The 26,498-nt window shown below is 70.4% G+C and carries 24 protein-coding genes; 20 read left to right on the top strand and 4 right to left on the bottom strand.

The genetic code is table 11. The features are described from left to right. Positions 1-156 precede the first annotated feature (156 nt). The 5 genes from H9658_RS19635 (at position 157) to H9658_RS19615 (ending at position 6,149) form a co-directional block, all read left to right on the top strand. Positions 157-888, top strand: a complete 732-nt coding sequence (locus H9658_RS19635) for a hypothetical protein (protein WP_191826635.1) — start codon at positions 157-159, stop codon at positions 886-888. A gap of 83 nt (positions 889-971) precedes the next feature. Further along, on the top strand, positions 972-2,558 hold the full coding sequence (locus H9658_RS19630; RefSeq protein WP_191826634.1) for a peptidoglycan-binding domain-containing protein: 1,587 nt from the start codon (positions 972-974) through the stop codon (positions 2,556-2,558). A gap of 207 nt (positions 2,559-2,765) precedes the next feature. Further along, complete coding sequence (locus H9658_RS19625; protein WP_191826633.1) at positions 2,766-3,668, top strand: DUF4424 family protein; 903 nt, start codon at positions 2,766-2,768, stop codon at positions 3,666-3,668. Positions 3,669-3,834: 166 nt separating this feature from the next. Then, positions 3,835-5,241 carry an MFS transporter gene (locus H9658_RS19620; RefSeq protein ID WP_191826632.1) on the top strand — a complete coding sequence of 469 codons (1,407 nt, stop codon included), beginning with the start codon at positions 3,835-3,837 and terminating at the stop codon, positions 5,239-5,241. Between the two features lie 92 nt (positions 5,242-5,333). Beyond that, complete coding sequence (locus tag H9658_RS19615; RefSeq protein WP_225210126.1) at positions 5,334-6,149, top strand: EcsC family protein; 816 nt, start codon at positions 5,334-5,336, stop codon at positions 6,147-6,149. 88 nt (positions 6,150-6,237) lie between these two features. On the opposite strand, the gene H9658_RS19610 is transcribed toward H9658_RS19615, so the two are convergent. Further along, complete coding sequence (locus H9658_RS19610; RefSeq protein WP_191826631.1) at positions 6,238-7,131, bottom strand: LysR family transcriptional regulator; 894 nt, start codon at positions 7,129-7,131, stop codon at positions 6,238-6,240. Positions 7,132-7,242: 111 nt separating this feature from the next. Here H9658_RS19610 and H9658_RS19605 point away from each other — a divergent pair, with 111 nt between their 5' ends. From H9658_RS19605 to H9658_RS19570, 8 genes are all read left to right on the top strand, one after another. Further along, entirely contained in the window at positions 7,243-8,073 is an 831-nt protein-coding gene (locus tag H9658_RS19605; RefSeq protein ID WP_191826630.1) for an SDR family oxidoreductase, read from the top strand. A 161-nt stretch (positions 8,074-8,234) separates the two neighbouring features. Next, entirely contained in the window at positions 8,235-9,332 is a 1,098-nt protein-coding gene (locus tag H9658_RS19600; protein WP_191826658.1) for an alpha/beta hydrolase, read from the top strand. 240 nt (positions 9,333-9,572) lie between these two features. Next, positions 9,573-10,442, top strand: coding sequence for an NYN domain-containing protein (locus H9658_RS19595; RefSeq protein ID WP_191826629.1), 870 nt, complete (start codon positions 9,573-9,575; stop codon positions 10,440-10,442). A 59-nt stretch (positions 10,443-10,501) separates the two neighbouring features. After that, complete coding sequence (locus tag H9658_RS19590; RefSeq protein ID WP_191826628.1) at positions 10,502-11,104, top strand: DUF938 domain-containing protein; 603 nt, start codon at positions 10,502-10,504, stop codon at positions 11,102-11,104. A 156-nt stretch (positions 11,105-11,260) separates the two neighbouring features. Next, positions 11,261-12,277 (top strand): glycosyltransferase, encoded by a 1,017-nt coding sequence (locus H9658_RS19585; protein WP_191826627.1) that lies wholly within the window; start codon positions 11,261-11,263, stop codon positions 12,275-12,277. A gap of 10 nt (positions 12,278-12,287) precedes the next feature. Then, on the top strand, positions 12,288-13,019 hold the full coding sequence (locus H9658_RS19580; RefSeq protein WP_191826626.1) for a hypothetical protein: 732 nt from the start codon (positions 12,288-12,290) through the stop codon (positions 13,017-13,019). Further along, on the top strand, positions 13,010-14,197 hold the full coding sequence (locus H9658_RS19575) for a hypothetical protein (protein WP_318241478.1): 1,188 nt from the start codon (positions 13,010-13,012) through the stop codon (positions 14,195-14,197). Before H9658_RS19580 ends, H9658_RS19575 begins: the two co-directional genes overlap by 10 nt. Then, positions 14,194-15,108, top strand: coding sequence for a fatty acid desaturase family protein (locus H9658_RS19570; RefSeq protein ID WP_191826625.1), 915 nt, complete (start codon positions 14,194-14,196; stop codon positions 15,106-15,108). Before H9658_RS19575 ends, H9658_RS19570 begins: the two co-directional genes overlap by 4 nt. 57 nt (positions 15,109-15,165) lie before the next feature. Here the strand turns inward: H9658_RS19570 and H9658_RS19565 are convergent, their stop codons facing one another. Continuing rightward, entirely contained in the window at positions 15,166-15,510 is a 345-nt protein-coding gene (locus tag H9658_RS19565) for a hypothetical protein (RefSeq protein WP_179571160.1), read from the bottom strand. 65 nt (positions 15,511-15,575) lie between these two features. On the opposite strand from H9658_RS19565, the gene H9658_RS19560 reads away from it, so the two are divergent. Next, positions 15,576-15,758, top strand: a complete 183-nt coding sequence (locus tag H9658_RS19560) for a hypothetical protein (protein WP_191826624.1) — start codon at positions 15,576-15,578, stop codon at positions 15,756-15,758. A 131-nt stretch (positions 15,759-15,889) separates the two neighbouring features. Further along, on the top strand, positions 15,890-16,669 hold the full coding sequence (locus tag H9658_RS19555; protein ID WP_191826623.1) for a hypothetical protein: 780 nt from the start codon (positions 15,890-15,892) through the stop codon (positions 16,667-16,669). A gap of 446 nt (positions 16,670-17,115) precedes the next feature. On the opposite strand, the gene H9658_RS19550 is transcribed toward H9658_RS19555, so the two are convergent. Beyond that, positions 17,116-20,823 carry an indolepyruvate ferredoxin oxidoreductase family protein gene (locus H9658_RS19550; protein ID WP_191826622.1) on the bottom strand — a complete coding sequence of 1,236 codons (3,708 nt, stop codon included), beginning with the start codon at positions 20,821-20,823 and terminating at the stop codon, positions 17,116-17,118. Between the two features lie 190 nt (positions 20,824-21,013). Between H9658_RS19550 and H9658_RS19545 the strand changes: the two genes are divergently transcribed. Both H9658_RS19545 and H9658_RS19540 read left to right on the top strand, forming a co-directional pair. Then, a complete protein-coding gene (locus H9658_RS19545) occupies positions 21,014-21,622 on the top strand; it encodes a tetratricopeptide repeat protein (protein ID WP_179571221.1) in 609 nt (202 codons plus the stop codon). A 482-nt stretch (positions 21,623-22,104) separates the two neighbouring features. Next, positions 22,105-23,019 carry an AEC family transporter gene (locus H9658_RS19540; RefSeq protein WP_191826621.1) on the top strand — a complete coding sequence of 305 codons (915 nt, stop codon included), beginning with the start codon at positions 22,105-22,107 and terminating at the stop codon, positions 23,017-23,019. Positions 23,020-23,140: 121 nt separating this feature from the next. Here the strand turns inward: H9658_RS19540 and H9658_RS19535 are convergent, their stop codons facing one another. Beyond that, on the bottom strand, positions 23,141-24,634 hold the full coding sequence (locus H9658_RS19535) for an AAA family ATPase (protein WP_191826620.1): 1,494 nt from the start codon (positions 24,632-24,634) through the stop codon (positions 23,141-23,143). A gap of 123 nt (positions 24,635-24,757) precedes the next feature. On the opposite strand from H9658_RS19535, the gene H9658_RS19530 reads away from it, so the two are divergent. Genes H9658_RS19530 through H9658_RS19520 form a run of 3 tightly spaced genes read left to right on the top strand, consistent with a single transcriptional unit; the run spans position 24,758 to position 26,487 of the window. Then, positions 24,758-25,390: a ParA family protein gene (locus H9658_RS19530; protein ID WP_039006481.1), complete on the top strand. Its 633-nt coding sequence runs from the start codon at positions 24,758-24,760 to the stop codon at positions 25,388-25,390. Between the two features lie 15 nt (positions 25,391-25,405). Further along, positions 25,406-25,882, top strand: coding sequence for a SixA phosphatase family protein (locus H9658_RS19525; RefSeq protein ID WP_179571220.1), 477 nt, complete (start codon positions 25,406-25,408; stop codon positions 25,880-25,882). A 50-nt stretch (positions 25,883-25,932) separates the two neighbouring features. Continuing rightward, entirely contained in the window at positions 25,933-26,487 is a 555-nt protein-coding gene (locus H9658_RS19520; protein ID WP_225210132.1) for a YceI family protein, read from the top strand. Positions 26,488-26,498 lie beyond the last annotated feature (11 nt).

Below are 26,498 nucleotides of genomic sequence, written 5' to 3'. Positions count from 1 at the left end.
GGAAAAACCTGAAATGGCAAGGCCGCAGAGATGGGCAGCACGGATCGCACGGCATGTCGGGGCTATACTCCGACCGCTTCCTCATCTCGCGACATCGATCTGCCCAGAACCATGGATCGGTTCGCGCGCTCTCACTGGACGCGTCCCTGGAGTGCCATGACTTCCAAGCTCTTGCCATTCGTGCTGGCCACCGCGCTGTTGGCCGCTTGCCAGCCCGAACACGGCTCCGCGGCGGCATCTGCCGCGGCCGCGCCTGCCGCCATCGCCGACCCGAAGCCCGCAGCGCCGGCAAGCGCAGCGGTGGCGCCTGCGTCGGGCGACGCCACGCCTGCCCCGGCATCCTCGCTGCGCGCGGCGCTGACGGTCCTTGCCGCCGCGCAGCCGCCTTCCTGGGCGCAGGTGAAGGCGATTCCCGGTCTGGGCGAACTGGCGCCGGCAGACGGGGTACGGATCTACCCGGTGGCGGTCCGCGGCAAGACCACCCTGGCCGGATTCGGCGAAGCGCCGCTGCCGGACGGCAAGGTGGGAGCGGATGCCGGAACGCGCACGGGCAACGAAGGCGAGGCCAGCGTGACCTTCGCCGGCGATGCGGCGACGGCGTTGCTGCTGGTGGTGCGCAAGTTCTATCCGGGCACCGACTACGCCAAGGTCTTGCGTGCGCAATTGCGTGCCGGCGACCGGGTGGTGCGCCGCGATGGCGTCTGCGACGACAGCATCCCTTCGCCTGCGCCGGCCGCCATGGAGTATTGGGTGGCGCTGGAGGGCGCCGAGCGGCCGCTGGCGGTCACCGCCTCGACGGTGGATGGCGGCAACAACGGACCGGGCTATACCGATTTCGAATTCAGGCGCGGCGGCGCCCATGTCACGCTGGCGCAGTGCGGTCGCTGAGGCGACCGGAGCGCGAGGACTGATCCCGGGGGCGACATTACCCGACATCGGCCTTTGGGCCGATCATTGCAAGGAGCAGCGAAATGGACGACAAGCGCAGCGAAAATTCGGTCGCGACCGCACGTGCGTGGACGCAAGGCAACATCGCCGGCCTCGACGACAGCATGACCCGGCGGTTGGTGGCATCGACGGTCTATACCGAGAGCAACGGCGGCGATCTGGCGATCACCAATGACCAGGGCTATGTGGGCCGCTATCAGGCCGGCGCCGGGTGGCTGGCCGATGCCGGCCTGGTCGATCAGAACCGCTATCGGCAGGCGCTGAAGGATTCCGGCTATACGCGCGAGTGGGACTGGGCCGTGTCCGGTGGCATGACCCGGTTTCTGAACAACCCGGAAAACTGGAACAACGGCCTGAGCCTCGAGCAGTACAAGGCCTCGGCCGATGTGCAGGACGGCGCCTTCAAGACCATCAGCGATGCGGCCTACCAGCAGGCCATGCGTACCGGCGTGCTGCACGAGGGCGATACGCCCGAACATATCGCCGGCATCTTGAAGGCGCGACATATCTCCGGTGCCGGCGGCGCGGCGCAAGTGGTGCAGGGCAGTTCGGTCGCAGACTCCAACGGCACCAGCAACGCCGACTACTACAACGACATCGCCATCAACCAGGATCGGCTGGATGCCGGCATGGGACTGGATCCGGCGCGCGAGCGCAGCGTGCTGATCCGCGGTGCATTGCAGGATGGGCAACTCGCGCCGGGCGAGAAGGGCGAGGGCGTGCGCCAGCTGCAGGAAGCGCTGGCGGCACAGGGCTATACCGTCGGGACGCCGGACGGCAAGTTCGGGCCGAACACCGAACGCTGCGTGCGCGAGTATCAGCAGGCCCACGGCATGCCGGTTACCGCGACGGCCGACGCCGCGATGCTGGCGACGCTCGGTGTGGGCCAGCATATCCGGCAGATGCCCGATGGCGCATTGCGCGACGGCCGCCTGGAGCACGGCGAGAAAGGCGATGCGGTGCGCGCCTTGCAGCAGGCGCTGCGCGACAACGGCGAGCAGGTCGGAGTCGATGGCGATTTCGGATCCGGCACGCAACGCGCGCTTAAGCACTACCAGGAAGGCGCGGGTTTGCCATCTACCGGGGTCGCCGACAGGGAGACGTTGCAATCGCTGGAACTCGGCGCGTTGTTGCAGCAGATTCCCCAATCGCCGTCGCCGTCTTCCGCAACCCCGCAACCCGCCGCGGCTGCGCCGCCGCCGTCCACTGCTCCCACGACAGCAGCCGCAGCGGTCAGCATGGCCGATCCCGGGCATCCGGAGCACGCGATGTACACCGCCGTGGTCGGCAAGCTGGAGGCGCTTGGGGATCGCGGCGCATTCCAGGGGCGCGAGGCGCTGGAGCGCGCGGCCGGCCAGATCGTGGTCGAGGCCAAGGTCAGCGGCCTGCAGAAGGTGGACCACGTGGTGCCGAGCAACAACGGCGGTTTCATCGCCGTGGAGGGCGGATTGCAGGATCCTGCGCATCGCCGTGTCTATGTCGATCAGGCGCAGGCCGTGAACCAGTCGGTCGAGCAGAGTTCGCGTCAACTGGAAACGTTGAACGCCGACGTGCAGCGTTTGCAGGCGCAGGAGCCGGCACAGAATCAGGCGCGCGGCATGCCGATGTGATCGGTGCCGGCGGCGCCGGCGCAGGGATGCGCGGGTCGCCCGCCAGCCCGCCGCACGGGGCCCGCCCTGGTCCAGTCGATCAGGCGAAGGTACTGCCCGAGCCGGTCGGCGCTGGCGCATTCGGCGCGGGCCGCGCGAACGCCTAAGATGGCGCGCTCGGCAACGTTCAAGCCGATACGCCCGCCCCTCTTCCCACTTGCCTCGCCCATGACCTCAAGACGCCTGCTGGTCCGCACCCTGTTCGCCCTGGCGCCGCTGTTCGCGGGCACCGCTCATGCCAACGACACCAGCTTCGGCGATGCCAATGGCACCATCCAGCTGATCCAGCAGCCGGACATCCGCATGAGCAAGGAGGCCTTGTTCATCAGCGAGGACCTGGTGCGTGTGGACTACGTGTTCACCAACACCAGTACGCGCGATCTGGTGGTGCCGATCGCGTTCCCGATGCCGCCGATGTACTTCGGCATGGCCGACCACAGCGAACTGACCGAGTTCAAGCTGTGGGTGGACGGCAAGCCGGTCCGCACCGAGCGCAAGCTGGTGGCGCAGCTGGAGAATGGTGCCGACGTCTCGCGGCAGTGGGCCGCCAGCGGCTGGAGCAGCGACGACCTGGCCAGCTACGTCGAATCCGGCGAGACGCCGAAGGGCCGCAAGCCGCTGCCCAAGGGCTGGTTCGACCCGGATGGGCAGCCGCTTTTCACGCTCAGCGAGTATTTCACCTGGCAGCAGCCTTTTGCCGCGGGCAAGGCGGTGTCGATCCGCCACAGCTATGCGCCGAGCCTGGCGACCGGCGTGCCGCAGCCGGCCGGCGAGCTGATCCGCGACTACGCCAAGGACACCTGCATGGACGCCGGCGCGCAGCAGAGCGCACGCCGCCGCGAGGGCGAGCACGGCCTGCAGTGGAGCAACCTGCGCTACATCCTGCTGACCGGCAACAACTGGAAGGGGCCGATCCAGGACTTCCACCTGACCTTGAAGAAGCGCGCGCCGACCGACCTGGTCAGCCTGTGCTTCGATGGTGAGCTGAAGCGGACCGATCCGCTGACCTTCGAATTCGTGCAGAAGGATTTCGTGCCGAAGCAGGATCTGAACGTGCTATTCCTGCGGTAGTCGACTGGCGCTACGCGCGGGCTGAAGCCGACGTCCCGCTGAACGCGAGCCGGACTGCGCCGGCCATCATGGCCGCTTGCGGTAGCGGAGACGCAGGGCAATCGGGCAGCATGCGCCAGCGCCGACGGTCGAGGCTGTCGGCGACCCTTTTCGCCGGTGCATGCCCATGCTCGATCCTGCCGCCGCTCGTTCCGATTCCGTCGCGCTGGTGGCGGCGCGCATCGATCGCCTGCCGGCGACGGCCACGCTGTGGCGTCTGGTCGCGTTGCTGGCGCTGGGCGGCTTCTTCGAACTGTACGACCTGTTCCAGACCGCCTACATCAGCCCGGGCCTGCTGCGCGACGGCATCTTCGCCACCGGTGCGGCGGGCGCGTTCGGCATCGCCGACCAGGCCGCGTTCGCTTCGGCCACGTTCCTGGGCCTGTTCCTCGGCGCCAGCCTGCTCAGTCCGTTCGCCGATCGCTTCGGGCGCCGTCCGGTGTTCGCCTTCGCGCTGCTCTGGTACACCGCCGCGACCGTGGCGATGGGCCTGCAGAGCACGGCGCTGGGCGTGATCGGGTGGCGTTTCGTGGTCGGCATCGGCCTGGGCATCGAGCTGGTCACCATCGATACCTATCTGTCCGAGCTGATGCCCAGGCACATGCGCGGAGCGGCCTTCGCGTTCGCATTCTTCGTGCAGTTCCTGGCGGTGCCGGCGGTGGCGGTGAGCGCGTGGGCGCTGGTGCCGCATGCGCCGCTCGGGATCAGCGGCTGGCGCTGGGTGGTACTGCTCAGCGGCACGTTCGCGGTGGCGATCTGGTGGCTGCGCCGGCGCCTGCCGGAATCGGCGCGCTGGCTGGCGGCGCAGGGCCGGCACGCCGAGGCCGACGCGGTGCTGCGCGATCTGGAAGCGCGCTGTAGTGCCGACCTGGGGCGCGCGCTGGACCCGCCGCAGCCCGAACCGCAGGGCGTCTCCACCGCGACGCAGGGGCGTTTCGCCGCGCTGTGGAAAGCGCCCTACCGGCGCCGCGTGGCGATGCTGGTGGCGTTCCATGTGTTCCAGGCGATCGGCTTCTTCGGCTTCGGCAACTGGTTGCCGGCGCTGTTGTCGGCGCAAGGCGCGGACAGCGTGCATGGGCTGGGCTATGCGTTCGCGATCTCGCTGGCCTATCCGCTGGCGCCGTTGCTGTTGCTGCGCGTCGCCCAGCGCTGGGAGAACAAGTGGCAGGTGGTGTGGTCGGCGCTCGGCGCGGTGCTGTTCGGCACGCTGTTCGCCTGGCAGACCCAGCCACTGGCGATCATCGCCTGCGGCGCGGCGATCACGTTCTGCAATGCCTGGATGAGCTTCGCCTACCACGGCTACCAGGCCGAGCTGTTCCCGACCGCATTGCGTGCACGTGCGGTGGGCTTCTGCTATTCCTTCAGCCGCCTGTCCACCGCCGGCAGCAGCCTGCTGATCGGGCTGTTGCTGGAGCGCGCCGGCAATCGTGGCGTGCTGGCTTTCATCGTCGCCAGCCTGCTGGCGGTGGCCGGGATCATCGGCATCTTCGGCCCGCGCACCCGCAACCGCACGCTGGAGCAGATCGCGGGCTAGGGCGCCGCGTTCCCGGTTTCGTCATCTGCCCTCGACAGCATCGCGGCGGTAGCCGGTGCATGCTGTGCGCTCCCACGCCACGACTCCTGGCCATGACCTCCAATCTCCCCGTTCCCGCCATGGATGCCGCCGATCACCGCGATCTGGCCCAGGCGCACGCGCTGCTCGAACATCCCGGCCTGGCGGCGAAGATCGCCAATACGGTCGGCGCGCCGATCGAGGATCTGCTCAGCAAGCGTCTGCCGAAGGCGCTGTCCTCGCGGATCGACGCCATCAGCCATCGCGCGCTGCGCATCGCCTTGCGCTCGGCGCTGCTGACCCTGCGTGCCCAGGCGCCGGGCGCGGCGCGGCCGCGCCTGCATGGGGTGGCGGTGGCCGCGACCGGCGCCGCCGGCGGTTTCTTCGGCCTGCCGGGGTTGCTGGTCGAACTGCCGCTGACCACCACGCTGATGCTGCGTTCGATCGCCGACATCGCCCGCGCCGAGGGCGAGCGGCTGGACGATCCGGCCACCACCCTGGCCTGTCTCGAAGTGCTGGCGCACGGCGGGCGCAGCGCGCGCGACGACGGCAGCGAGTCGGGTTATTTCGCGGTGCGTACCGCGATGGCGCAGCAGCTCAGCGCCGCCGCGCAGTACATCGCCGCGCACGGCATCGGCAGCAAGGGCGCGCCGGCGCTGGTGTCGCTGATGTCGCGGATCGCAGCGAAGTTCTCGATCACGGTCAGCGAGAAGCTGGCGGCGCAGGCGGTGCCGCTGGTCGGCGCGGCCAGCGGTGCGCTGCTCAACACGGTGTTCATGGCGCATTTCCAGGCGATGGCGCGCGGCCACTTCATCGTGCGCCGGCTGGAGCGGCGCTACGGCGAGGCCGCGGTGCGGCAGGCCTACGAGGCGTTGCCGGCGGCGACGTGATGGCCTTGCGGCGTCGCATGCGCGTCGGCACATGCGCCGTTCCGGTGGCGATGCGCGCGCCGCCGGGAGCGGACGCGGACGCCGTGTTCTAGCCCACTTCCCGCATCACTTCGATGAACGCCTGCAGCCCCGCCGGCACATGGCGGTGGCCCGGGTAGTACAGGAACAGCCCCGGCAGCGGCGGGCACCAATCGTCGAGCACGCGCACCAGCGCGCCGCTGTCCAGCTGCGCCTGCACCGCCACTTCCGACAGGTAGGCGATGCCCATGCCGGCGATTGCGGCATCGGCCATCAACCCAAGATGATCGAGCGTAAGCGGGCCGCCGACCTCCATCGCCATTTCCTGGCCGTGGCGCGCGAATTCCCAGCGATACGGCTTGCCGCTGGGTAGGCGGAAGCCGATGCAGGTGTGCTGCGCGAGTTCGTCGGGCGTGCGCGGCGGCGGGTGGCGCGCCAGGTACGCGGGCGAGGCGGCGGCGATGAAGCGCTGCGGGCCGCCGAACGGCACCGCGATCATGTCCTGCGGCAGCGCTTCGCCCAGGCGCATGCCGGCGTCGAAGCCGGCAGCGACGATGTCGACCAGCCGGCCTTCGCTGACCAGGTCCAGCGCCATCGCCGGGTAGCGCTGCAGGAAGCTCGGCACCACCCGCTGCAGCAGCAGGCGCACTGCGGTCTCGTTGGCGTTGATGCGCAGCGTGCCGCTGGGGCCTCGCCCCAGGCTGCCGACGTCGTCCAGGGTCTGGTCCAGTTCGCGCAGCAGCGGCTGCAGCCGTGCGACCAGCCGCGCACCGGCTTCGGTCGGCGCGACGCTGCGCGTGGTCCGGTGCAGCAGGCGCACACCCAGCCGCGTCTCCAGGGTGCGCATCATGTGGCTGAGCGTGGACGGCGACAGCCCGAGTTCGTCGGCGGCCTTGCGGAAGCTGCGATGCGCGACGATCGCGGCGAAGGCGCTGAGATCGGTCAGGGCGGGCCGCTGACTCATGGGTGATTTTCACTGGCGCATGCGGGATTGGACGGATAGTAACAGTGATGCGCGAGGCCTAGTCTGATCCCGACCGCCACGCTTCTGTGGCCTTTGCGAGAGGGCAAGCCCATGAACCGCACGCATTTCATTACCGGGACCTCGTCCGGTTTCGGCCGCCTGCTGACCGAACACCTGCTGGCGCGCGGCGATCGCGTCGCCGCCACATTGCGCCGTCCCGAGGCGCTGGACGATCTGAAGGCCGAGTACGGCGAGCGCCTGTGGGTGGCGGCGCTGGACGTGACCGACGCCGCAGCGGTGCGCGCCGTGGTCGGCCGCGCCTTTGCCGACATCGGACGCATCGACGTGGTGGTCAGCAATGCCGGCTACGCGGTGTTCGGCGCCGCCGAGGAAGCCAGCGACGCGCAGCTGCGCCGGCAACTGGACACCAACCTGATCGGCTCGATCCAGCTGATCCGCGCGGTGCTGCCGCATCTGCGCGCGCAGGGCGGCGGACGCATCGTGCAGGTGTCCTCGGAAGGCGGGCAGATCGCCTATCCGGGTTTCAGCCTGTACCACGCCAGCAAGTGGGGCATCGAAGGCTTCGTCGAGGCGGTGGCGCAGGAAGTGGCGCCGTTCGGCATCGCCTTCACCCTGGTCGAGCCCGGCCCGGCGGCGACCGATTTCGGCCGCGGCCTGGACCGCACCGAGCCCAGCCCGATCTATGCGGACACGCCGGTGCAGGCGCTGCGCCGCGCGCTGGAGGATGGCGGCTTCGTGCTCGGCGACGCGCGCAAGATGGTGCGCGAAATGCTCGTCTCGCTGGACGTGTCCCCGCCACCGCGGCGTTTGCTGCTCGGTGCGCAGGCGTATGTGCAGGTGCGCGCGGCGCTGCAGCAGCGGCTGGTCGAACTGGACGCGCAGCGGGCGATCGCGCTGTCCACCGAGAGGGATGCGGCATGACGCGCGGCTTGCGCTGACCTGGCGCCGGCGTCGCGATGCCGGACAGGCTGGCGGCAGCGCGTGCGGCGGGATCGTGCAAAGCCGCGCGCGTGCGGCGCCGGTATCCTTCGCGTTCGATCGCCGCCTGGGAGGGCATGCACGTGACGGGATACCTGCGAATGATGACGCCGGCAGCGCTCGCGCTGCTGGCGAGCCTGGCGGCTCCGGTCGCGATCGCCGCCGATGCGCCGGCGCACGACGGCGTCCGCCACATGCCGGCGTTCGACCTGCCGCTGTCGCCGTTCCTGAGCGCGCAGGCGCAGGCCGCGGCGCGCGACGGCATGGCCCATGGCGATCCGTTGGCGAAGATGGACAACGCCACGCTGGCACGCGAGCTGCCGCGCATCCGCGCCGAAACCGAGGCTTGGGCCAAAGGCGTGGTGGAACCGCTGCGCGAGCGCTACGGGGTGAAGATCAGCACCGCGACCTGGAACGGCGTGCCGGTGACGCTGGTGCAGCCCCGCGATGCTTCGCCGGCGCAGCGCCAGCGGCTGTTGATCGAACTGCACGGCGGTTCGTTCGTGATGGGCAGCGCCGCCTCGTTCGGCATGATGGAGGCGATTCCGGTGGCGGCGATGACCGGCGTCACCGTGGTCAGCGTCGACTACCGGATGGGGCCGGAACACAGGTTTCCCGCCGCCAGCGAGGATGTGGCCACGGTGTACCGCGAAGCGCTCAAGCACTATGCGCCGCAGCATATCGGCCTGTTCGGGTGCTCGGCCGGCGGCGTGTTGACCGGCGAGTCGCTGGCCTGGTTCGCCAAGGAAAAGCTGCCGATGCCGGCGGCAGCGGGCATGTTCTGCGCCGGCGGCGATGCGCGTTACCGCGGCGATTCGCGCTACGTGGTGGCGGCGGTGAACGACGCGCCGCTGCCCGATGCGCAGGGCGTGCTGCCGATCATGGAAGACCTGTACTACGGCGCCGCGGTGGATTTCCACGATCCGCTGGTGTCGCCGGTGTTTTCCGATGCGGTGCTGGCGCAGTTTCCGCCGTTGCTGTTCATCACCGGCACGCGTGCGGCCGAACTGAGCAATGTCGCCTACACCCATTCGCGGCTGGTCGATCTGGGCCGCGACGCGGATCTGCACGTGTGGGACGGCATGGGCCATGCGTTCCATCTGAACGACGCGCTGCCCGAAAGCCAGCAGGCCCTGCGGGTGATCGCGCGCTTCTTCCGCAAGCATCTGGAGTTGCCGGAAGCGCCTGCCGCTATGCCCTGAGGCGGAGCGCGTGCGGCAGCGGGCGCGGCAGCGCCGAGCGAATGCGGCTGCAGCGTGGTCCGGTGCGGCGCGTGACGCGATGACCTGGATGACGTGCGCTCGCCGGCGAAGCGACCGCCGTCATTCGGCAAGACTGGCCGCCGCTGCGCCGGAGTGGCACAGTGGCACACGGCGCCGAGCGCGCCAGCGTCACCGCGCTGCGCTCCCGCCGACGCTTCCGTTTCCACGCAGGTCCCCGCCATGAAAACCCGTTCCAGATCCGAGACCGACGACGACCAGCCGCGCCTGGCGGTGCTGATCGATGCCGACAACGCGCAGCCGTCGGTGATCGAAGGCCTGCTGGCCGAAGTGGCCAAGTACGGCGTGGCCAGCGTCAAGCGCATCTACGGCGACTTCACCAGCACGCGCATGACCCAGTGGAAGCAGGCGCTGCTGAAGCATTCGATCAGCCCGGTGCAGCAGTTCGCCTACACCAGCGGCAAGAACGCCACCGACAGCTCGCTGATCATCGACGCGATGGACCTGCTGTACACCGGCCGCTTCGATGGCTTCTGCCTGGTCTCCAGCGACAGCGATTTCACCCGCCTGGCGCAGCGCCTGCGCGAGGAGGGGCCGACCGTGTACGGCTTCGGCGAGCGCAAGACGCCGGACGCGTTCGTGCAGGCCTGCGACAAGTTCATCTACACCGAAGTGCTGCGCAGCGAGGCAGCCAGCGCCGAACCGTCCAAGCCGGCTGCCGCCGCTGCCAAACCGGCGACCAAGGGACGCAAGACGCCACAGGTTGCGCAGGCGGCGCAGACCGCCAAGCCCGAGACAGCGGCTGCCGTGGCCGCGACCGCGGCGGCGCCCGCTGCGCCCGCCGATGCGAAGCTGTCCGCACCGCTGAAACTGCTGCGCCAGGCGATCGAGGAAGCCTCCGACGACCAGGGCTGGGCCGGACTCGGCAGCGTCGGCAGCTACCTCAACAAGGTGCGCCCGGATTTCGATCCACGCCTGTACGGGCACAAGAAGCTCAGCGACCTGCTGCGCCGGCTGTCGGCGCAGTTCGAGCTTGAGGAGCGCGGCAACGAAGGCGGCAGCAAGCGCATCTTCGTGCGTTCGCGCAGTTGACCGCGATACGCCTCCGCCAAGCCGTGGCGCATGCTGCGGTCGCCACCAAGCGATGAGCGATGAACGATAGACCCTACGCACCGTCCTGCGACCGCAATCGCGCGCCGATCCTGCAGGTGCTGCAGCGGCATTTCGCCGAGCGCCGCCATGTGCTGGAGATCGGCAGCGGCACCGGCCAGCATGCGGTGCATTTCGCCGCCGCCTTGCCGCAATTGACCTGGCAATGCAGCGAGCGTGCCGAGCACCTGCCCGGCATCGCGCAATGGCTGGACGCGGCGGCATTGCCGAACACGCCGCCGGCCTTGGCCCTGGACGTGCAGCAAGGGCCATGGCCGGCCGCCGGCTACGATGCGGTGTTCACCGCCAATACGTTGCACATCATGGGCTGGCCCGCGGTGCAGGCGTTCTTCGCCGGTGCCGGCGCGCTGTTGGCCGACTGCGCTGACGGCACGCTGGCGGTCTACGGGCCGTTCAACTACGGCGGCACCTTCAGCAGCGACAGCAACCGCGAGTTCGACGCCTGGCTGAAGGCGCGCGATGCCGCGAGCGGGATCCGCGACTTCGAGGCGGTCGCCGCGCTGGCGCAGGCGCAGGGCCTGGTGCTGCAGGAGGACGCGGCGATGCCCGCGAACAATCGCTGCCTGGTGTGGCGGCGCGGCTGAGTCCTGCCGCGGCGCGGCGACTGCGCAGCGGGCACGGTGGTTCCCCGGTATAGTCGCGCTGCGATTTCAGGGACGCTGCCGTCCCTCCCCGTTCGCGTGCGCAGGCCATGTCGTCGTGCGCGGCGCGGGCCATGGACGCCTACCGGGACTTGTTCGATGTCGATGCTCATTGCCGCGCGCAGCGCCCTGGTCCTGGAGACCAACAACCTGCGTGGCGGGGACGCGGCGGCGGTGCGCGCCGAGGCGAGCCTGCAGCGGGTCATGCGCGCGCTGGCCGCGCAGAGCGTGCCGCTGGACGCGCTGGCGCAGCTGATCGTGACCCACGATGGCTTGAGCGAAGCGGCCTGTGCGGCGCTGGTCGCGATCGCCGGGCGCCCGATCGGGTTCGTGCGCATCGACGCGGCGACCGGCTATTACGATGCCAAGAACGCCGGCTTCGCCGCCACCGATCCGCACCGCTGCGACTATGTGGTGTTCGCCGACGCCGACTGTCTGCCGGATCGCGAATGGTTGGCCGCACTGCTGCAGCCGTTCGCGCAGCAGCCCGCGCCGGCGGCGGTGGCCGGCCGCACCAGCTACCGTGCCGATGTGCTCGGCTCCGCGCTGACCACGCTGGACTTCATGTACTTCCCCAGTCCGCTGCAGGCGCAGGCGACGCGGAATTTCTATGCCAACAACGTCGCGTTCCGGCGCGCGGTGTTCGCCCAGCACGGCTACCAGCCGCTGGACGGCGTCTACCGCGCGCATTGCCAGGTGCTGGGGCTGCGCCTGCAGGCGGCCGGGGTGGCGGTGCATTACGCGGCACAGGCGCATACCGTGCACCGGCTGCCGGATACCCGCCGCGAGGCGCTGCAGCTGCGCTGGTGGCGCGGCCAGGACACGCTGGGGCTGACGCCGCATCTGGTGCGCGCCTACCTACCCGATGCGCTGCAGTGGCTCGGCCGCAGCGGGCCGCTCGGGCCGTTGTGCGTGCTCGCCTCGCGCCTGTGGTTCAGCGCGCGCGCGTTGAACCGGCAAGACCTGCCACCACTGCGCGGCCTGCGCTGGTGCGCGGCGCTGCTGCTGATCGCCGGCTTCTCCGCGGTGGACATGGCCGGCGCACTGGCGCGCGGACTGGGCTGGCGCCGTGGCGGCCAGGCCGATGCGCAGGCGCTGTCCTATCACCGCGCGTGAGCGGCAACCGGTGACGGCGCTACCCGCGGGCGCCACGTTCGCCACGCTGCGCGACCTGGAGCCGCCGCCGCTGCGCGGCTGGCTGCGCTGGCAGGCGTGGCTGGTCGATCGGATCAAGCGCGCGGCGCTGCGCCAGTTGCATGCCAGCGTCGCCGGCGAACGCCTGCTGCTGCGCATGTACCTGATCGGCGAGGAAGCCACCGAGTTGGCGTTGCAGCGCGAAGTGCCGGTGCAGCGGCCGGCCTGGCTGGTGCCGCTGATGGACCGGCACCTGCAGGAGGAGCAGTGGCATGCGCAGGCGTTTGCCGCCGCGCTGGCCGCGCGTGGCGACCTGCAGCCCACGCGTCGGCCCGACCGCCTGAGCCGGCGTAAGATCGCGCAATGGCATCGCCTGGCCGAGCGCCATGCCGGCGCCTTCGCGCAGGGGCTGCTGGTGCCTGCGTTCGCGATCGGGCTGTGCGCCGAGCAGATGGCGTCGCGGGTGCTGCAGCGGCATTGCGCGACCTTGCCCGCCGACCATGCGCTGCAGCCGTTGCTGGGGCGGGTGCTGGGCGACGAACAACGGCACGTGCGGCAGTGCCGGCAGATCCTGCAGCGGTTGGTGAACGCGCAGGAACAGCCGGCGTTGAGCGTATTGCTGGCCGAGGTGCGGCGGATCGATCGCGCCTTCGGCGTCAGCGGCGCCCTGGGCATGTACCTGGCCGGCGTGGTCTTGCGCGTGCGCGGCGCAGTGTGGCGCTGAACCCGCCGCGCCTGCTGTACCTGGCCACCGCCGATGCGCGCGGGCATCTGATGCGTGCGCAATTGCTGACCCATGCGCTGCGCGCGCAGGGGGCGCACGTCGATGTGCTGACCACCTCCGCGGCGGGCATGCAGTTCCTGCGCCGCTTCGGCATCGACGCCGCGTTGCTGTCGCCGCGCTACGCCGTGCAGTTCGATGCGCGGCAGAACATGCGCGCGGCCGCGACCGACGCCAATGTCGCCGCCTACCTGCTGCATCCGGCGCGGATGCTGCGCGACATCCTGCGGCTGCGGCGTCGCCTGCGCGGCGTCGACCTGATTCTCAACGATTCGTTCCATCCGGCCCTGCTGGTGATGGGGATGCTGCCGGGCTGGCGGCGCAAGATCATGCATGTCTATGGCGCCAGCCTGCGCGCGGCGTTGCAGGGGAATTTCGACGGCCGTCTGCCGCGGCCGGTGGCGGCCTTGTTCGCGCGGCTGATCGGCTGGCAGATCGACGCGGCGGCGGCGCAACTGGAGCACGATTTCGCGCAGCCGCGGCTGCAGGCGTGCGGCCGCCGTTTCCGCCTGCCTACGCCGGTCGCGCTGGCCGCGCCCGCCGCGCCAGGCGCGCCGCCGCAGGTGCCGACCGCGGCGGTGTACCTGAATCCGCACTTCCGCGATCCGGCCTTGGCCCAGGCGCTGGAGCAGGGCCTGCAGCGCGCAGGCCTGCACAGCCACCGGGTCGGCGAAGGCTATGCCGATCGCGCCGGCTGGGTAGCTGAGGATCCGCAGTGGATCGCCTGCGCCGCCACCAGCACGCTGCTGGTCTCGGCGCCGGGCATGGCCGCGCTGTCGGTGGCGCAGGTGTATCGACGGCCGATCCTGCTGCTGCTCACCGAACAGCCCGAACAGCAGCGCAATGCGCGCCGCGCCGCCGCCCGCGGGCTGCCGCACCGGACGGTGGTGTGGCGCGGCGATGGCGAGGCGTTCGCGCATTCGGTGGCAGCGGCGTGCCGTGCGCTGCAGGCCGAACCGCCGCCGCCCGCGCCGGAGCCGGCCCCGCTCGATGCGCCCGCGCGGCTGCAGCTATGGGTGCACCTGATCCTGGCGCTGGCGCGTGGGCAATGCGTGCCGAGCGCCGATGCGGTCGTTGCCGCACCCGCTCCTATGTCGGTGCGGCAGGAGCAGGGCACATGACCGCCGCCTTGCCGCCGGCATTGCGGCGGCTGAGTCCGTGGCGCAGCGCGCTGGCCTTGGCATCGGACTGGGCAATGATCGCGCTGTGCTTCGCCGCGGCGATCCGCTATCCGCATCCGCTGGTGTATCTGCTGGCGGCGCTGCTCGTGGCGCGCACCCAGTTGGCGCTGGCGGTGATGATGCACGAGGGCGCGCACGGCCTGCTGGCGCGGCGGCAGACGCACAACGACCTGTTGGCGCAACTGTGCGCGGCCGGGCCGTTGTTCCTGTCCTTGTTCGCCTATCGCCAGGGCCATCTGCAACACCACCGCGCGCCGATGGCCGACGACGATCCGGTGGCGATCGTGTTCGGCATCGCCGATTACCCGGTCTCGCGGCGTCGGCTGGCGGCGCGCTTGCTGCGCGATGTCACCGGCATCGGCTACGTGCTCGCGGTGCGCGATGCGCTGCGGCGGCGCCGCGCGCATGCCCCGGAGTCCGGCGCGCCGGCGCCGGCCGGCCATCTGCCGTTGGTGCTGGGCTCGATCGCGGTCAGCAATGGCGTGCTGCTGGGGACGCTCGCCGTGCTCGGCCACGCAGGGCTGTACCTGGGCCTGTGGCTGCTGCCGGCGCTGACCTTCCTGCAATTGTTCGCGCGCATTCGCGCCATCGCCGAACATGCCGGCTATCCGGCGTGCGAAGACCAGCGCCGCAACGCCCGCAGCATCGTCCGCCGCAGCTGGCAGACGTTCTTCTGCGGGCCGCACGCCATCCACTATCACATCGAACACCACCAGTACGTGCGCGTGCCGTTCTATCGGCTGTCGGCGGTGCATCGCTGGATGCGCGCGCACGGGCAATTGCCTGCCGCCAACCTGTACCGCGGCTACGGCGCGGTGCTGCGCGAGGTCAGCCGCGGCCCGGCGGCCTGATCGGTGCGCTGCGGTGCATGTGCCGCAGCGTGCCGATACGCCCGCTGCGAGCGCCGCCTACAGCGGTTCTGCCGTGCACAACGCACGCATGCTGGCCGAGCCCACGGTCTGCCGGTTGGCATCGGTGACCAGCACGTTGGCGGTGATGTAGCCGCTGGCCCTGGGGCAGTAGAAGCTGCAATAGACCTGATTGGCGCAGCTCGCCGGATAGATCACGTTCAGCCCGTTGGAGTTGAACGACCAGGCGTAGGTGTAGGCGCCGGCCGGCGTCACGTCGGCATAGCAGAGGTTGCTTCCGGTACAGTCGAGGGTGACGCTTTGGGCGCGTGCCGATGGCGCGATGCCCAGCGAGGCGGCAGCGACGAACAGCAAAGCGGCGAGTGTCGAAACGGCCTTGTTCATGGACATGTCCTGGCTGAAGATCCCCTGCGTCGGCGATGCTGCCAGATCGTCCGGGCGAAGACGCGATGTCCATCACCGTCCACGAAGCGCAGCAGGTCGCTACGCCGCGACGTGGCGCATTTGGGATTGATTTCTCGGCGTATCGGGAGATCGACGGCCACGCTTGCAGGGCGCCGGCCGGCAAATCGATGCACCGCAGCATGGCGTTGCCGCGCCGGCGTCTGCCGAGGCGCGTTGCGGGCACGTGAGGACAAGCGCATGCAGCCTCATCGCGCGCTCACCCCGGTGGCACGGGGGATTAACCGGACGTTCGCCACTGTGCGATCACCACGGGCCGATGCAGATGGCCGGTGATCCCAATCACTGCGGAGCGTTCCCAATGAGCAACAACGAAGCACGCGATCTCAATCGCGATCCCATCTCCGGCACGCCGGGCTCGCATCCGGTCGGCGTCGGCGTCGGCGGCACCGCGGGTGGCGTCGCCGCCGGGGCGCTGGCCGGTACCGTGTTCGGACCGCTCGGCACGCTGATCGGTGCTGCGGTCGGCGTCGTCGTCGGTGCCGCCGCGGGCAAGGGCGTGGCCGAACGCATCGACCCGACCGGCGAAACCGAGTACTGGCGCGAGGAATACCGCAACCGCGACTACGTGAAGTCCGATTACGACTACGAGCGCGACTATGCGGCGGCCTACGGCCTCGGCCTGCAGGCGCGCGAGCAGTATCCGACCCGTAGCTGGGAAGAGACCGAAACCGAGCTGTCGCGCGACTGGGGCACGCGCCGCGGCGAGTCGCGCCTGGAGTGGGAGGATGCCCGCCTGGCGGCACGCGACTCCTGGCAGCGTGCCGACACCACGTATCGCACCTACGAAGACAGCGACCGCTACTACGCCGAGCGCTTCGACAGCGTGGATTACCGCGACGCCGATGCCGGCTACGACGACTACCGCCCGGCCTACCGCTACGGCATCCAGGCGCGCAGCCGCTATCAGGACCGCGACTGGGACGACCGCCTGGAGACGGACCTGGAAAGCGGCTGGGAACGTGCCAAGGATCGCTCGCGGCTGACCTGGGCGCAGGCCAAGGCGGCGGTGCGCGAGGCCTTCCATTCGGATCTCTACCACGGCACGGGTCGCGGCACGCCGCCGGATCCGCGCGTCTGACCCGGCGCATCTCCAGGCCACGGGGCCCATGCCTAGTGCCTGGCGATGCGTGCTTTCAGAACATGAAAGCGGAAGCCTGATGTCCAACCTGTAGGAGCGGCTTCAGCCGCGACATGCGCCATCAGCTGCCCATGTCGCGGCTGAAGCCGCTCCTACAGAAATCGGCGCCTTGCACACGAGGCGCTGCTGGTTGCTCCTGGACTCGGACCAGCCATGCCACTTGAGTACGTGTGGGCGCGACTTCAGTCGCGACGGGGCCTTCGCCGATACGTCCCGTCGCGACTGAAGTCGCTCCCACATTCGTTATGTGTCGCCCTGCATGCCAGCAATCGTGCGCGCAGTGCAGGAAGCAGTCGGTCGCTGGACGCCTCTCCGCCAAGCAAGCGCTGATCCCCAGCGGATACGGCGCGGCAGATCGCAACCGCGCGATCCGCGACCGCTATCGCTCAAGCCGCCTGCACGATATGCAGCGCCTTCGGATTGCGCCAGGTCGCCAGCAGCCGCGCCTCGCGCTGCTTGGCCTCGTGCAGGTGCGCTTCCTTGACGTGGCCGTAGCCGCGGATGTGTTCCGGCACGCTGGCGATCTCCACCGCCAGCGCCAGGTTGTCCGCCGCGAGCCGTTCCAGCAGCTCGCCCACGGTGCGTTCGTAGTCGGAGATCAGCTGCCGTTCGCCGCGGCGTTCGGCGCTGTAGCCGAAGAGGTCGAACGCGCCGCCGCGCAGCACGCGCAGCTTGGCCAGCCACTTGAACGCGGTGAACATCCACGGCCCGTACTCGCGCTTCAGCGTGCGGCCTTGCGCGTCCTTCTTGGCCAGCAGCGGCGGCGCCAGGTGGAAACGCAGCGAATAGGCGCCGTCGAACTGCTGCTGCAGCTGGCGCTGGAAATCGCCGCTGGTGTACAGCCGGGCCACTTCGTATTCGTCCTTGTAGGCCATCAGCTTGAACGCGTAGCGCGCCACCGCCTCGGTCAAGGCGGTGGAACCGGCGGCGACGCGCTGCTCGGCCTCGCGCACGCGTTCCACCAGCGCGGTGTAGCGCGCGGCGTAGGCGGCGTCCTGGTAATCGACCAGGAACGCGCGGCGGCGCGCGACCAGTTCGTGCAGCGAGCGCGACAGGCGGCTGTCGTCCAGCGGCGCATGGCCGCTGTCGGCGGCATCGCCGGCGGCGGGCAGGTCGCGTGCCTGGCGCGCGTTGTGCGGATTGCGCGGCGCGGCGCTGGCACCGCCCTCGTGGCCTTCCCACTCGCCCGGCGGCAGCTGCTGCAGCCGCTGCGCGGCGGGTTCGGCGCCGGCCGCGACGCTGCCGGGCATGCCCGCGGCCTGCTGCACCGCGGCCAGGTCCAGCGCCGCCAGGCGGCCCCAGGCGAAGGCCTGCTGGTTCATCGCCACCGCGGCGCCGTTGAGTTCGATCGCGCGCATCAGTGCGTCGTGCGACAGCGGCACCAGTCCCTGCTGCCAGGCGTAGCCGAGCATGAACAGGTTGCTGGCGATGGCGTCGCCGAGCAGCGCGGTGGCCAGTTGCGTGGCGTCGAGCAGCAAGGGCTCGCGCCCGCCCAGGGCCAGGCGCACGCCGGCGACGATGTCGGCGGCGGGGAACTGCATGTCCGGGTGCGTGGTGAAGGTGCCGGGCATCGCCTCGTAGGTGTTGAGCACCACCTGCGAGCGGTCGCCGCGCACCTTGGACAGCGCCCAGTAGTCGTTGACCACCACCATGTCGCAGCCCAGCACCAGATCGGCCTCGCCGGCGGCGATGCGCACCGCGTGCAGGTCCTCGGGCTGGCGCGCCAGGCGGATATGGGTGGTGACCGCGCCGCCCTTCTGCGCCAGTCCGGTCTGGTCGAGCACGCTGGCGCCCTTGCCTTCCAGGTGGCCGGCCATGCCCAGCAGCGCGCCGATGGTGACCACGCCGGTGCCGCCGACGCCGGTGATCAGGATGTTCCAGGGCTGCGCCAGGTCGCTGCGGAACACCGGCGGCGGCAGGTCCTGCAGCAGCGTGGCCGCGTCGGCCTTGCGGCCCTTGCGCAGCGCGCCGCCATGCACGGTGACGAAGCTGGGGCAGAAGCCGGAGACGCAGGAGTAATCCTTGTTGCAGCCGGACTGGTCGATCTGCCGCTTGCGCCCGAACTCGGTCTCCTTCGGCAGCACCGATACGCAGAAGCTCTTCTCGCCGCAGTCGCCGCAGCCTTCGCAGACCAGCGAGTTGACCAGCACGCGCTTGGCCGGATCGGGCAGCTTGCCGCGCTTGCGCCGGCGCCGCTTCTCGGTGGCGCAGGTCTGGTCGTAGATCAGGATGCTGGTGCCCTTGACCTCGCGCAGGCGCTTTTGCACCGCGTCCAGCTCGCTGCGGTCGTGGAACTCGACGTCGCTGGGGAACTGCTCGCGGCGCCGCGTCCACTTGCCGATGTCGTCGCTGACCAGGGCGATGCTGTGCACACCTTCGGCACGCATCTGCCGGGCGATGTCGGGCACGCTCAACGTGCCGTCCACCGGCTGCCCGCCGGTCATCGCCACCGCGTCGTTGTAGAGGATCTTGTAGGTGATGTTGACGCCGGCGGCGATCGATTGCCGGATCGCCAGCGAGCCGCTGTGGAAATAGGTGCCGTCGCCCAGGTTCTGGAACACGTGCGGGGTGTCGGTGAACGGCGCCTGCCCGGCCCAGGTCACGCCTTCGCCGCCCATGTGGGTGAAGGTGTCGGTGGAGCGGTCCATCCACGTCACCATGTAGTGGCAGCCGATCCCGCCGAGCGCGCGCGAGCCCTCCGGCACCACGGTGGAGGTGTTGTGCGGGCAGCCGGAGCAGTAGTGCGGCACGCGCGGGAAATTGGCGCGCGGCAGGGCCATTTCCGCTTCCTTGGCCTCCATCCAGCGCAGCCGCTGCTCGATCGACTCGGTATTGAAGAACCGCTGGATGCGCTTGCCGATCACCGCGGCGATGGTCGCCGGGGTCAGTTCGCCGGTGGACGGCAGGATCCACTCGCCGGCCTCGTCGTACTTGCCGACGATGCTCGGGCGCGGACCGGCGCTGGCCGGCCAGTTGTAGAACTGTTCCTTCATCTGCCGCTCGATGAAGGCCTTCTTCTCCTCCACCACCACGATGTCGTCCAGGCCCTGCGCGAACGCGGCGATGCCGATCGGCTCCAGCGGCCAGGTCATGCCGACCTTGTACACGCGGATGCCGATGTCGCGGCAGGCGCGTTCGTCCAGGCCCAGGTATTCCAGCGCCTGCAGCACGTCCAGGTAGCTCTTGCCGGTGGTGACGATGCCCAGCCGCGCATGCGGCGAATCCATCACCGTGCGGTCCACGCCGTTGGCGCGGGCGAAGGCCTGCGCGGCGCGCACTGCGTAACGGTGCAGGCGCATCTCCTGGTCCAGCGGCGGATCCGGCCAGCGGATGTTGAGCCCGCCCGGCGGCAATGCGAAATCCTCCGGCAGCACGATCTGCCGCGCGAACGGATCCACCTCCACCGAGGCCGAGGATTCCACCGTCTCGGCGATGGTCTTGAAGCCGATCCAGCGCCCGGTGTAGCGGCTCATCGCCCAGCCGAGCAGGCCCAGGTCGAGGATGTCCTGCACCCCGGCCGGGTTGAGCACCGGCATCATCGCGCTGACGAATTCCTCTTCCGAGCCGTGCGGCAGGGTCGAACTGCGGCAGGCGTGGTCGTCGGCGGCCAGCGCCAGCACGCCGCCGTGGCGCGAGGTGCCGGCGGCGTTGCCGTGCTTGAACACGTCGCCGCAGCGGTCCACGCCCGGGCCCTTGCCGTACCACATCGCGTACACGCCATCCACGCGCGCGCCGGGGAACAGGTTGGTCTGCTGCGTGCCCCACACCATGGTCGCGCCCAGGTCCTCGTTGAGGCCGGGCTGGAACTTCACGTTGGCTGCGTCCAGGTGCTTGCGTGCGCGCCACAGTTCCAGGTCGAAGCCGCCCAGCGGGCTGCCGCGGTAGCCGCTGACGAAGCCGCCGGTGTCGAGTCCGGCGGCGCGGTCGCGCAACTGCTGCATCAGCGGCAGGCGCACCAGCGCCTGCACGCCGGACAGATAGATGCGGCCGTCGGTGCGGGTGTACTTGTGCTCCAGGGTGTAGCCGCTATCCACGCTGTCGGCGGCCGGTGTGGCGAGGGAGGACGGCGGACGCGGATCGGCGATGCGGTTCATGGCTTGCCTGGAGATGGAAGGCTGGCGCGCGCCCGGCGCAGGCCAGGCACGATCCCCCGATTGTATCAGCGGCATTTTGTGCGCCCGCCCCTCGCCCCCGGCGGCGGACCCGGTTAGGATGCGGATGGGGGAGGGGACCACCTCCAAGGGGTTGTCAGCAGTGAATGCACATAAATACGCACTGGCCGCGATGCTGGCCTGGGTGGGCATGGCCGCGGTCGATGCGCACGCGCAGGCCTTGCCGGCGCCGAAGGAGTTCTATTTCGACCAGGACCGCAGCACCACGCGGCCGGTGACGGCGATCGCCGGCAGCGGCGAGGCGCTGGTCGATCGCCTCGCCAGCACCGTGCAACGCGATCCGAACGCGGTCGAGGCGCGCGCGCAGCTGGCGGCGATCGCGATGGCCGGCGGGCGCCGCGAACTGGGCGAAGAGCTGTACCAGACGGCGCTGCGCGCGCTGAGCGCCGGCGCGCAGCGCCGCCAGATCGAGTGGAACTACGGCTGGGACCTGTTGCGTGGCGGCGATCCGGCGCGCGCGCTGGCGCAGTGGAGCGGCCTGGTCAACGGCCGTCCGGCGGCGCCGGACTGGGTGCCGCCGACGCTGGCGCTGGTGCTGTGGCGGCTGGACCGCAAGGACGAGGCGGTGAAGTGGTACGCCGCCGCCGTGCGCACCTGGCCGGACCAGTGGGGCGCTGGCGCCGACTTCGCCAAGCTGCTGCCGGCCTGGCGCGACGACGAACGCGCCACCCTGGCCGACGTGCAGGCCGCCTGGCAGGCCAAGCCGCCTGCCTGGCCCTGACGCACTTGCGCCCGCGCCGCGGCCTGAGTCGCGGCCACCGCAACTAGCGATGGCGCGGTTGGACCACTGCAGCGGGGTCTTCGGCCCCGACGCTGTGCGCGGTCGTCGGGTGCATCGCTCCGTTCGTCGCGGCTGAAGCCGCTCCTACAGGGGCTTGCGCGAAGCCGGCCGGATGCACTGTGGGAGGGGCTTCAGCCCCGACGCGGGACCGCTGCATGCGCCAGCGCCGCCGCGCCACGTTCCACCGCACGGGCATATCCGAAACCGAAGGTGCATCGCTCCGTTCGTCGCGGCTGAAGCCGCTCCTACAGTGGCTTGCGCGAAGCCGGCTGGGTGCACTGTGGGAGGGGCTTCAGCCCCGACGCAGGAACGTTGCAAGCGCCAGCGCCGCCGCGTCGCGCGCTGCGGCGCATGTGATCGACCGGCCTGCCCGCACGCGCATGCGATGATGCCGGCGTACCCGCCAGATTCCCGTTGTACCGATGGCTTTCGACGCGTTCGCCCTGATCCTGGCCATGTTGGCGCTCGGCAAGCTGTTCGCGCGCCTGCGCGTGTTGCCGGCCAACACCACCGAAGTGCTCAACGGCGTGGTGCTGTACCTGTGCCTGCCGGCCTCGGTGCTGATCTACGTGCCGCGCCTGCAGTTGAACCTGTCCCTGCTCGGGCTGATGGTCACCCCGTGGCTGTTGGCCGGCGTCACCGTGCTGGCGGTGCTGGCGCTGCGCCGGCCGCTGCGCCTGCGCCGCGAGGAGCACGCGGCGCTGCTGTTGTGCGTGGGCCTGAGCAATTCCAGCTTCATCGGCTATCCGATGGTGCGCGCGCTGCTCGGCGAGACGGCGCTGCCGTATGCGGTGGTCTACGACCAGTTCGGCACCTTCGTGCTGCTGTCGAGCTTCGGCCTGTACGTGCTGGCCCGCTACGGCGGCGAGACCCCGCCGTCGCTGCGGCAGACGCTGCTGCGCATGGCCCGCTTCCCGCCGCTGTGGGCGCTGGCGTTCGCGTTGACCCTGATGCCGGCGCAGCCGCCGGCGTGGATCGCCTCGGGCCTGCAACACCTGGCCGATGCGATGCTGCCGCTGGTGATGCTGGCGGTGGGCTTCTCGATCCAGTTGCGGTTGCCGCGCGAGGAACTCAAGCCGCTCGCCGCCGGCCTGCTGCTGAAGCTGCTGCTGTTGCCGGCGCTGGCCTGGCCGCTGTCGTGGGCGCTGGGCCTGCGCGGACAGGCGCTGCAGGCCAACGTGCTCGAATCGGCGATGCCGACGATGATCACCGCGGCGGCGCTGGCGATCTCGCACCGGCTGGCGCCGCGGCTGGCGGCGGCGTTGGTCGGTTACGGCATCCTGTTGTCGCTGGCTACGCTGCCGGCGTGGGCGTGGCTGCTCGGGGCGCTGGGCTGACGCTTCCGTTTCGCGCGATCGCGCGTGGGGCCCCGTAGGCGGCGCTAAGACGGCACTACCGGCAAAACCCCCGATCGAGGGTGAAGCACCTCCCGCAGCGAAACGGAACCCAGCCGGACACTCAATCCGCCGGCACCGTGCGCTCGCGCGCCCACTCGCGCAGCGCCTGCACCTGCTCGGCCATCACCACCGACAGCGGCCGCGTGCCGCGGAGTTCCTGCATCAGCAGCTCGGTGTCCAGCGGCCGGCTCTCGGCATGCGCCGCATACAGGCCGGAGACGATGGCCTGCTCGATCTCGGCGCCGGAAAAGCCGTTCGCCGCGGCGGCCAGCGCCGGCAGCGCAAAGTCGTCCTCGCGCAGTTTGCGCCGCGCCAGGTGCAGGCGCAGCAATTCCACCCGCGTGTCGGCATCGGGCAGGTCGACGAAGAAGATCTCGTCGAAGCGGCCCTTGCGCAGCAGCTCCGCCGGCAGTTCGTGCACCTGGTTGGCGGTGGCGACGATGAACACGCCGCCGGCACCGGCTGTGCCGCCGCGCTCGGCCATCCAGGTCAGCAGGTAGCCGAGCACGCGCCGCGACACGCCGCCGTCCTCGCCGCCGCTGGCCAGGCCCTTCTCGATCTCGTCGATCCACAGCACGCACGGCGCCAGCTGTTCGGCCGCGGCCAGCGCCCCGCGCAGGTTCTTCTCGGTCTCGCCGTGGTACTTGTCGTACAGCGAGCCGAAGTCCAGGCGCAGCAGCGGCACGCCGAAGCCGGCGGCGGTGGCCTTGGCCAGCATCGACTTGCCGCAGCCCTGCACACCCAGCAGCAGCACGCCCTTGGGCGGGTCCAGCCCGGGCGGGGAGGTGCCGGCGAATACCGCGCGGCGCTGCTCGATCCAGCGCTTGAGCCGGCGCGCGCCGGCCACGTCGGCGAAGCGGGTGGCGTCGTATTCGTAGTGCAGGTGGCCGCTGCGGTTGAGCAGCTCGAACTTGAGCCTGGCCAGCTGCGGCAGGTCGGCGGCGTTGAGCGCGCCGTCGGCGTAGATCAGCTGGCGGGCGATGCGGCGCGCGTCGATCAGGCTCAGCCCCTGCAGGTTGCGCACGACCTGCTTGACCGCCTCGCCGTCCACCTCGACCCGGCGCCCGCCGAACTCGCGCGCGTAGCCGGCGGCCTCTTCCTGCACCATCTTCAGCAGCGCGTTGGCGTCCGGCAGGCGCGGGTTGAAGCGCGTGGCCAGCGCTTCCAGCTCGGCCGGCAGCTCGATCTTGGCGCCGATCAGCACCAGCACGTGCGGCTGGCAATGGCGGCGCTCGACGATGTCGCGCAGCAGGCGCTGGTGGCTGGCGTAGCCCAGGTACGGCACCACGTCCAGCAACAGGTAGATGCCGCGCTGGTCGGCCTGCTTGATTGCCTGCAGCACCGCGCTGGCGTCGGGCGGGCCGCTCGGCTCGTCCTCGCGGTCCAGGTCGATGCGGCGCAGGCCCTCGGTGATCGACCAGCGGTGCAGTGCGCGCCAGACCTGCATCAGCGCCTGCCGGAACAGCGCCACGATGCGCGCCTCCTCCTGGGTCTCGATGACGATCAGGGGGGTGTTGGCGCGGATCAGCGCGGTCAGGTCCTGCAGCTCGCTCATGGGCGATCCGTTGCCGTGGGGCCGCCACGATAGCAACGCGCCGCCCCGCCCGCTACGCGTTGACTACCGGCCAACATGGGGCCGGTGTACGCTGCGGCCTCTTCTTCCGGAAGCGAGGCGCGCATGAAGACGATCCTGGTGGCCGGCTCCAAGGGCGGCGTGGGCAAGACCACGATTGCCACGCACCTGGCCGCGTACTACGCGCTGGCCGGCAAGCGTACGGTGCTGGCCGATGCCGATCCGCAGGGCTCCTCGACCCGCTGGGCCGAGCGCCGCGCCGGCCTGGACAGCGCGGTGCTGCCGATCGACGCCAGCCGCAAACGCAACTGGCGCGCGGCGCTGCCGGACGACACCCAGCGGGTGATCATCGACGGTGCCGCCGGCGCCATGGCCGAGGACCTGGCCCAGTTCCTCGACGAGGCCGACGCGGTGGTGGTGCCGGTGATGCCCTCGGCGCTGGACATCGAGGCCACCGTCGGCTTCCTCAACACCCTGGCCAAGGTGCCGCGGGTGCACCAGCGCAAGCTGCCGGTGGGGCTGGTGATCAACCGCAGCAAGCCGTGGACCCACGCCGCGCAACAGGCGCTGGAGATGCTCGGCGGCTGGCCGTATCCGGTGCTGGCGCAGCTGCGCGACAGCCAGGCCTACGTGGTGCTGGTCGGCCTCGGCCGCAGCCTGTTCGACTACCGTTCCGCTCAGGTGCGCGATCACCAGCAGGACTGGGAACCCTTGCTCAAGTGGCTCAAGAAGGCCTGACCGATGACCATCGTCCTGCGTGAAGTGATCCTGCTGCGTCATGCCCATGCCGAACCGGCCGACACCGGCCAGGCCGATTTCGACCGGCCGCTGTCGCCGCACGGGCTGGCCGAGGCCGAGGCCGCCGGGCGCTGGCTGCTGGAGCAGCGGCTGGTGCCCGATCGCGTGCTGTGCTCGCCGGCGCGCCGCGCGCGCGAGACCCTGGAAGCGGTGCTGGAACTGACCGGCTATGCCGAGCAGCGCCTGGAGCCGCGGATCTACGAGGCCACCTCCGGCACCCTGGCGGCGCTGATGGACGAGCATCGCGACGTCGAGCGCCTGCTGCTGGTCGGCCACAACCCGGGCCTGGAGCAGCTGGCCGCGCTGATGCACAGCGGCCAGTCCGGCGACTACCGCGGCATGCCCACCGCCAGCGTGGTGGTGCTGACGGTGCCGCAGGACGCGGCGATCGAGCCGGGTGTCGCCCGACTGACTGCGTTCTGGTGGCCCTGAACGCACCGCGCCGGCGCCTGCGCCCGGCGCTGTGCACCGCGCTGCTGTCGCTGTGCCTGTTGCCGGGCTGGGGCAGCGCGCAGGCGCCGCCGCTGTCGCCGGGGGAGCATGCCTTCGACCCGGCCCAGTCGCGCTTCGGTTTCGAGATCCGCACCCGCTTCGGGCAGCGCATCGAAGGCTTCTTCCCGCGCTTCGAAGGCACCGTGGAGATGCTGCCCGACGGCCGCCACCAGGTGCGCCTGCGCCTGTTCACCGGCTACGTGCAGATCCCCGGCAAACCGCGCTACACCGGCTGGATGCGCGGCGAGGATTTCTTCGACGCGGAACGCTTTCCGACCGTGTCCTTCGATTCGCAACCGTTCTCTCCGCAGCTGCTGACCAGCGGCGGCGCGTTGGTGGGCACGCTGAGCATCCGCGGGGTCGGCCATACCGAGACGCTGACCATGATGCCGTCGGCATGCAGCCGCCCAGGCTATGATTGCGATGTGATCAGCCGCGGTACGGTTCTGCGTGGACGTTATGGAATGGACAAGTGGGATCTGGCCTTGAGCGATCGGGTCACTTTCGTGCTGCGCGCACGGCTGACCGGAGCGGACGCCCGGTGACAGCGTGGTTG

It is taken from the genome of Xanthomonas bonasiae (assembly GCF_014836395.1).
Taxonomy (GTDB): domain Bacteria; phylum Pseudomonadota; class Gammaproteobacteria; order Xanthomonadales; family Xanthomonadaceae; genus Xanthomonas_A; species Xanthomonas_A bonasiae.
This window is presented reverse-complemented; position numbering and strand designations above follow the sequence as displayed.

Bases quoted from the DNA above. Each gene is read 5' to 3' on its own strand.
- H9658_RS19635 (WP_191826635.1), top strand. From the start codon at position 157: ATGACTTCCAAGCTCTTGCCATTCGTGCTGGCCACCGCGCTGTTGGCC.
- H9658_RS19630 (WP_191826634.1), top strand. From the start codon at position 972: ATGGACGACAAGCGCAGCGAAAATTCGGTCGCGACCGCACGTGCGTGG.
- H9658_RS19625 (WP_191826633.1), top strand. From the start codon at position 2,766: ATGACCTCAAGACGCCTGCTGGTCCGCACCCTGTTCGCCCTGGCGCCG.
- H9658_RS19620 (WP_191826632.1), top strand. From the start codon at position 3,835: ATGCTCGATCCTGCCGCCGCTCGTTCCGATTCCGTCGCGCTGGTGGCG.
- H9658_RS19615 (WP_225210126.1), top strand. From the start codon at position 5,334: ATGACCTCCAATCTCCCCGTTCCCGCCATGGATGCCGCCGATCACCGC.
- H9658_RS19610 (WP_191826631.1), bottom strand. From the start codon at position 7,131: ATGAGTCAGCGGCCCGCCCTGACCGATCTCAGCGCCTTCGCCGCGATC.
- H9658_RS19605 (WP_191826630.1), top strand. From the start codon at position 7,243: ATGAACCGCACGCATTTCATTACCGGGACCTCGTCCGGTTTCGGCCGC.
- H9658_RS19600 (WP_191826658.1), top strand. From the start codon at position 8,235: ATGACGCCGGCAGCGCTCGCGCTGCTGGCGAGCCTGGCGGCTCCGGTC.
- H9658_RS19595 (WP_191826629.1), top strand. From the start codon at position 9,573: ATGAAAACCCGTTCCAGATCCGAGACCGACGACGACCAGCCGCGCCTG.
- H9658_RS19590 (WP_191826628.1), top strand. From the start codon at position 10,502: ATGAACGATAGACCCTACGCACCGTCCTGCGACCGCAATCGCGCGCCG.
- H9658_RS19585 (WP_191826627.1), top strand. From the start codon at position 11,261: ATGTCGATGCTCATTGCCGCGCGCAGCGCCCTGGTCCTGGAGACCAAC.
- H9658_RS19570 (WP_191826625.1), top strand. From the start codon at position 14,194: ATGACCGCCGCCTTGCCGCCGGCATTGCGGCGGCTGAGTCCGTGGCGC.
- H9658_RS19565 (WP_179571160.1), bottom strand. From the start codon at position 15,510: ATGAACAAGGCCGTTTCGACACTCGCCGCTTTGCTGTTCGTCGCTGCC.
- H9658_RS19560 (WP_191826624.1), top strand. From the start codon at position 15,576: ATGTCCATCACCGTCCACGAAGCGCAGCAGGTCGCTACGCCGCGACGT.
- H9658_RS19555 (WP_191826623.1), top strand. From the start codon at position 15,890: ATGAGCAACAACGAAGCACGCGATCTCAATCGCGATCCCATCTCCGGC.
- H9658_RS19550 (WP_191826622.1), bottom strand. From the start codon at position 20,823: ATGAACCGCATCGCCGATCCGCGTCCGCCGTCCTCCCTCGCCACACCG.
- H9658_RS19545 (WP_179571221.1), top strand. From the start codon at position 21,014: ATGCTGGCCTGGGTGGGCATGGCCGCGGTCGATGCGCACGCGCAGGCC.
- H9658_RS19540 (WP_191826621.1), top strand. From the start codon at position 22,105: ATGGCTTTCGACGCGTTCGCCCTGATCCTGGCCATGTTGGCGCTCGGC.
- H9658_RS19535 (WP_191826620.1), bottom strand. From the start codon at position 24,634: ATGAGCGAGCTGCAGGACCTGACCGCGCTGATCCGCGCCAACACCCCC.
- H9658_RS19530 (WP_039006481.1), top strand. From the start codon at position 24,758: ATGAAGACGATCCTGGTGGCCGGCTCCAAGGGCGGCGTGGGCAAGACC.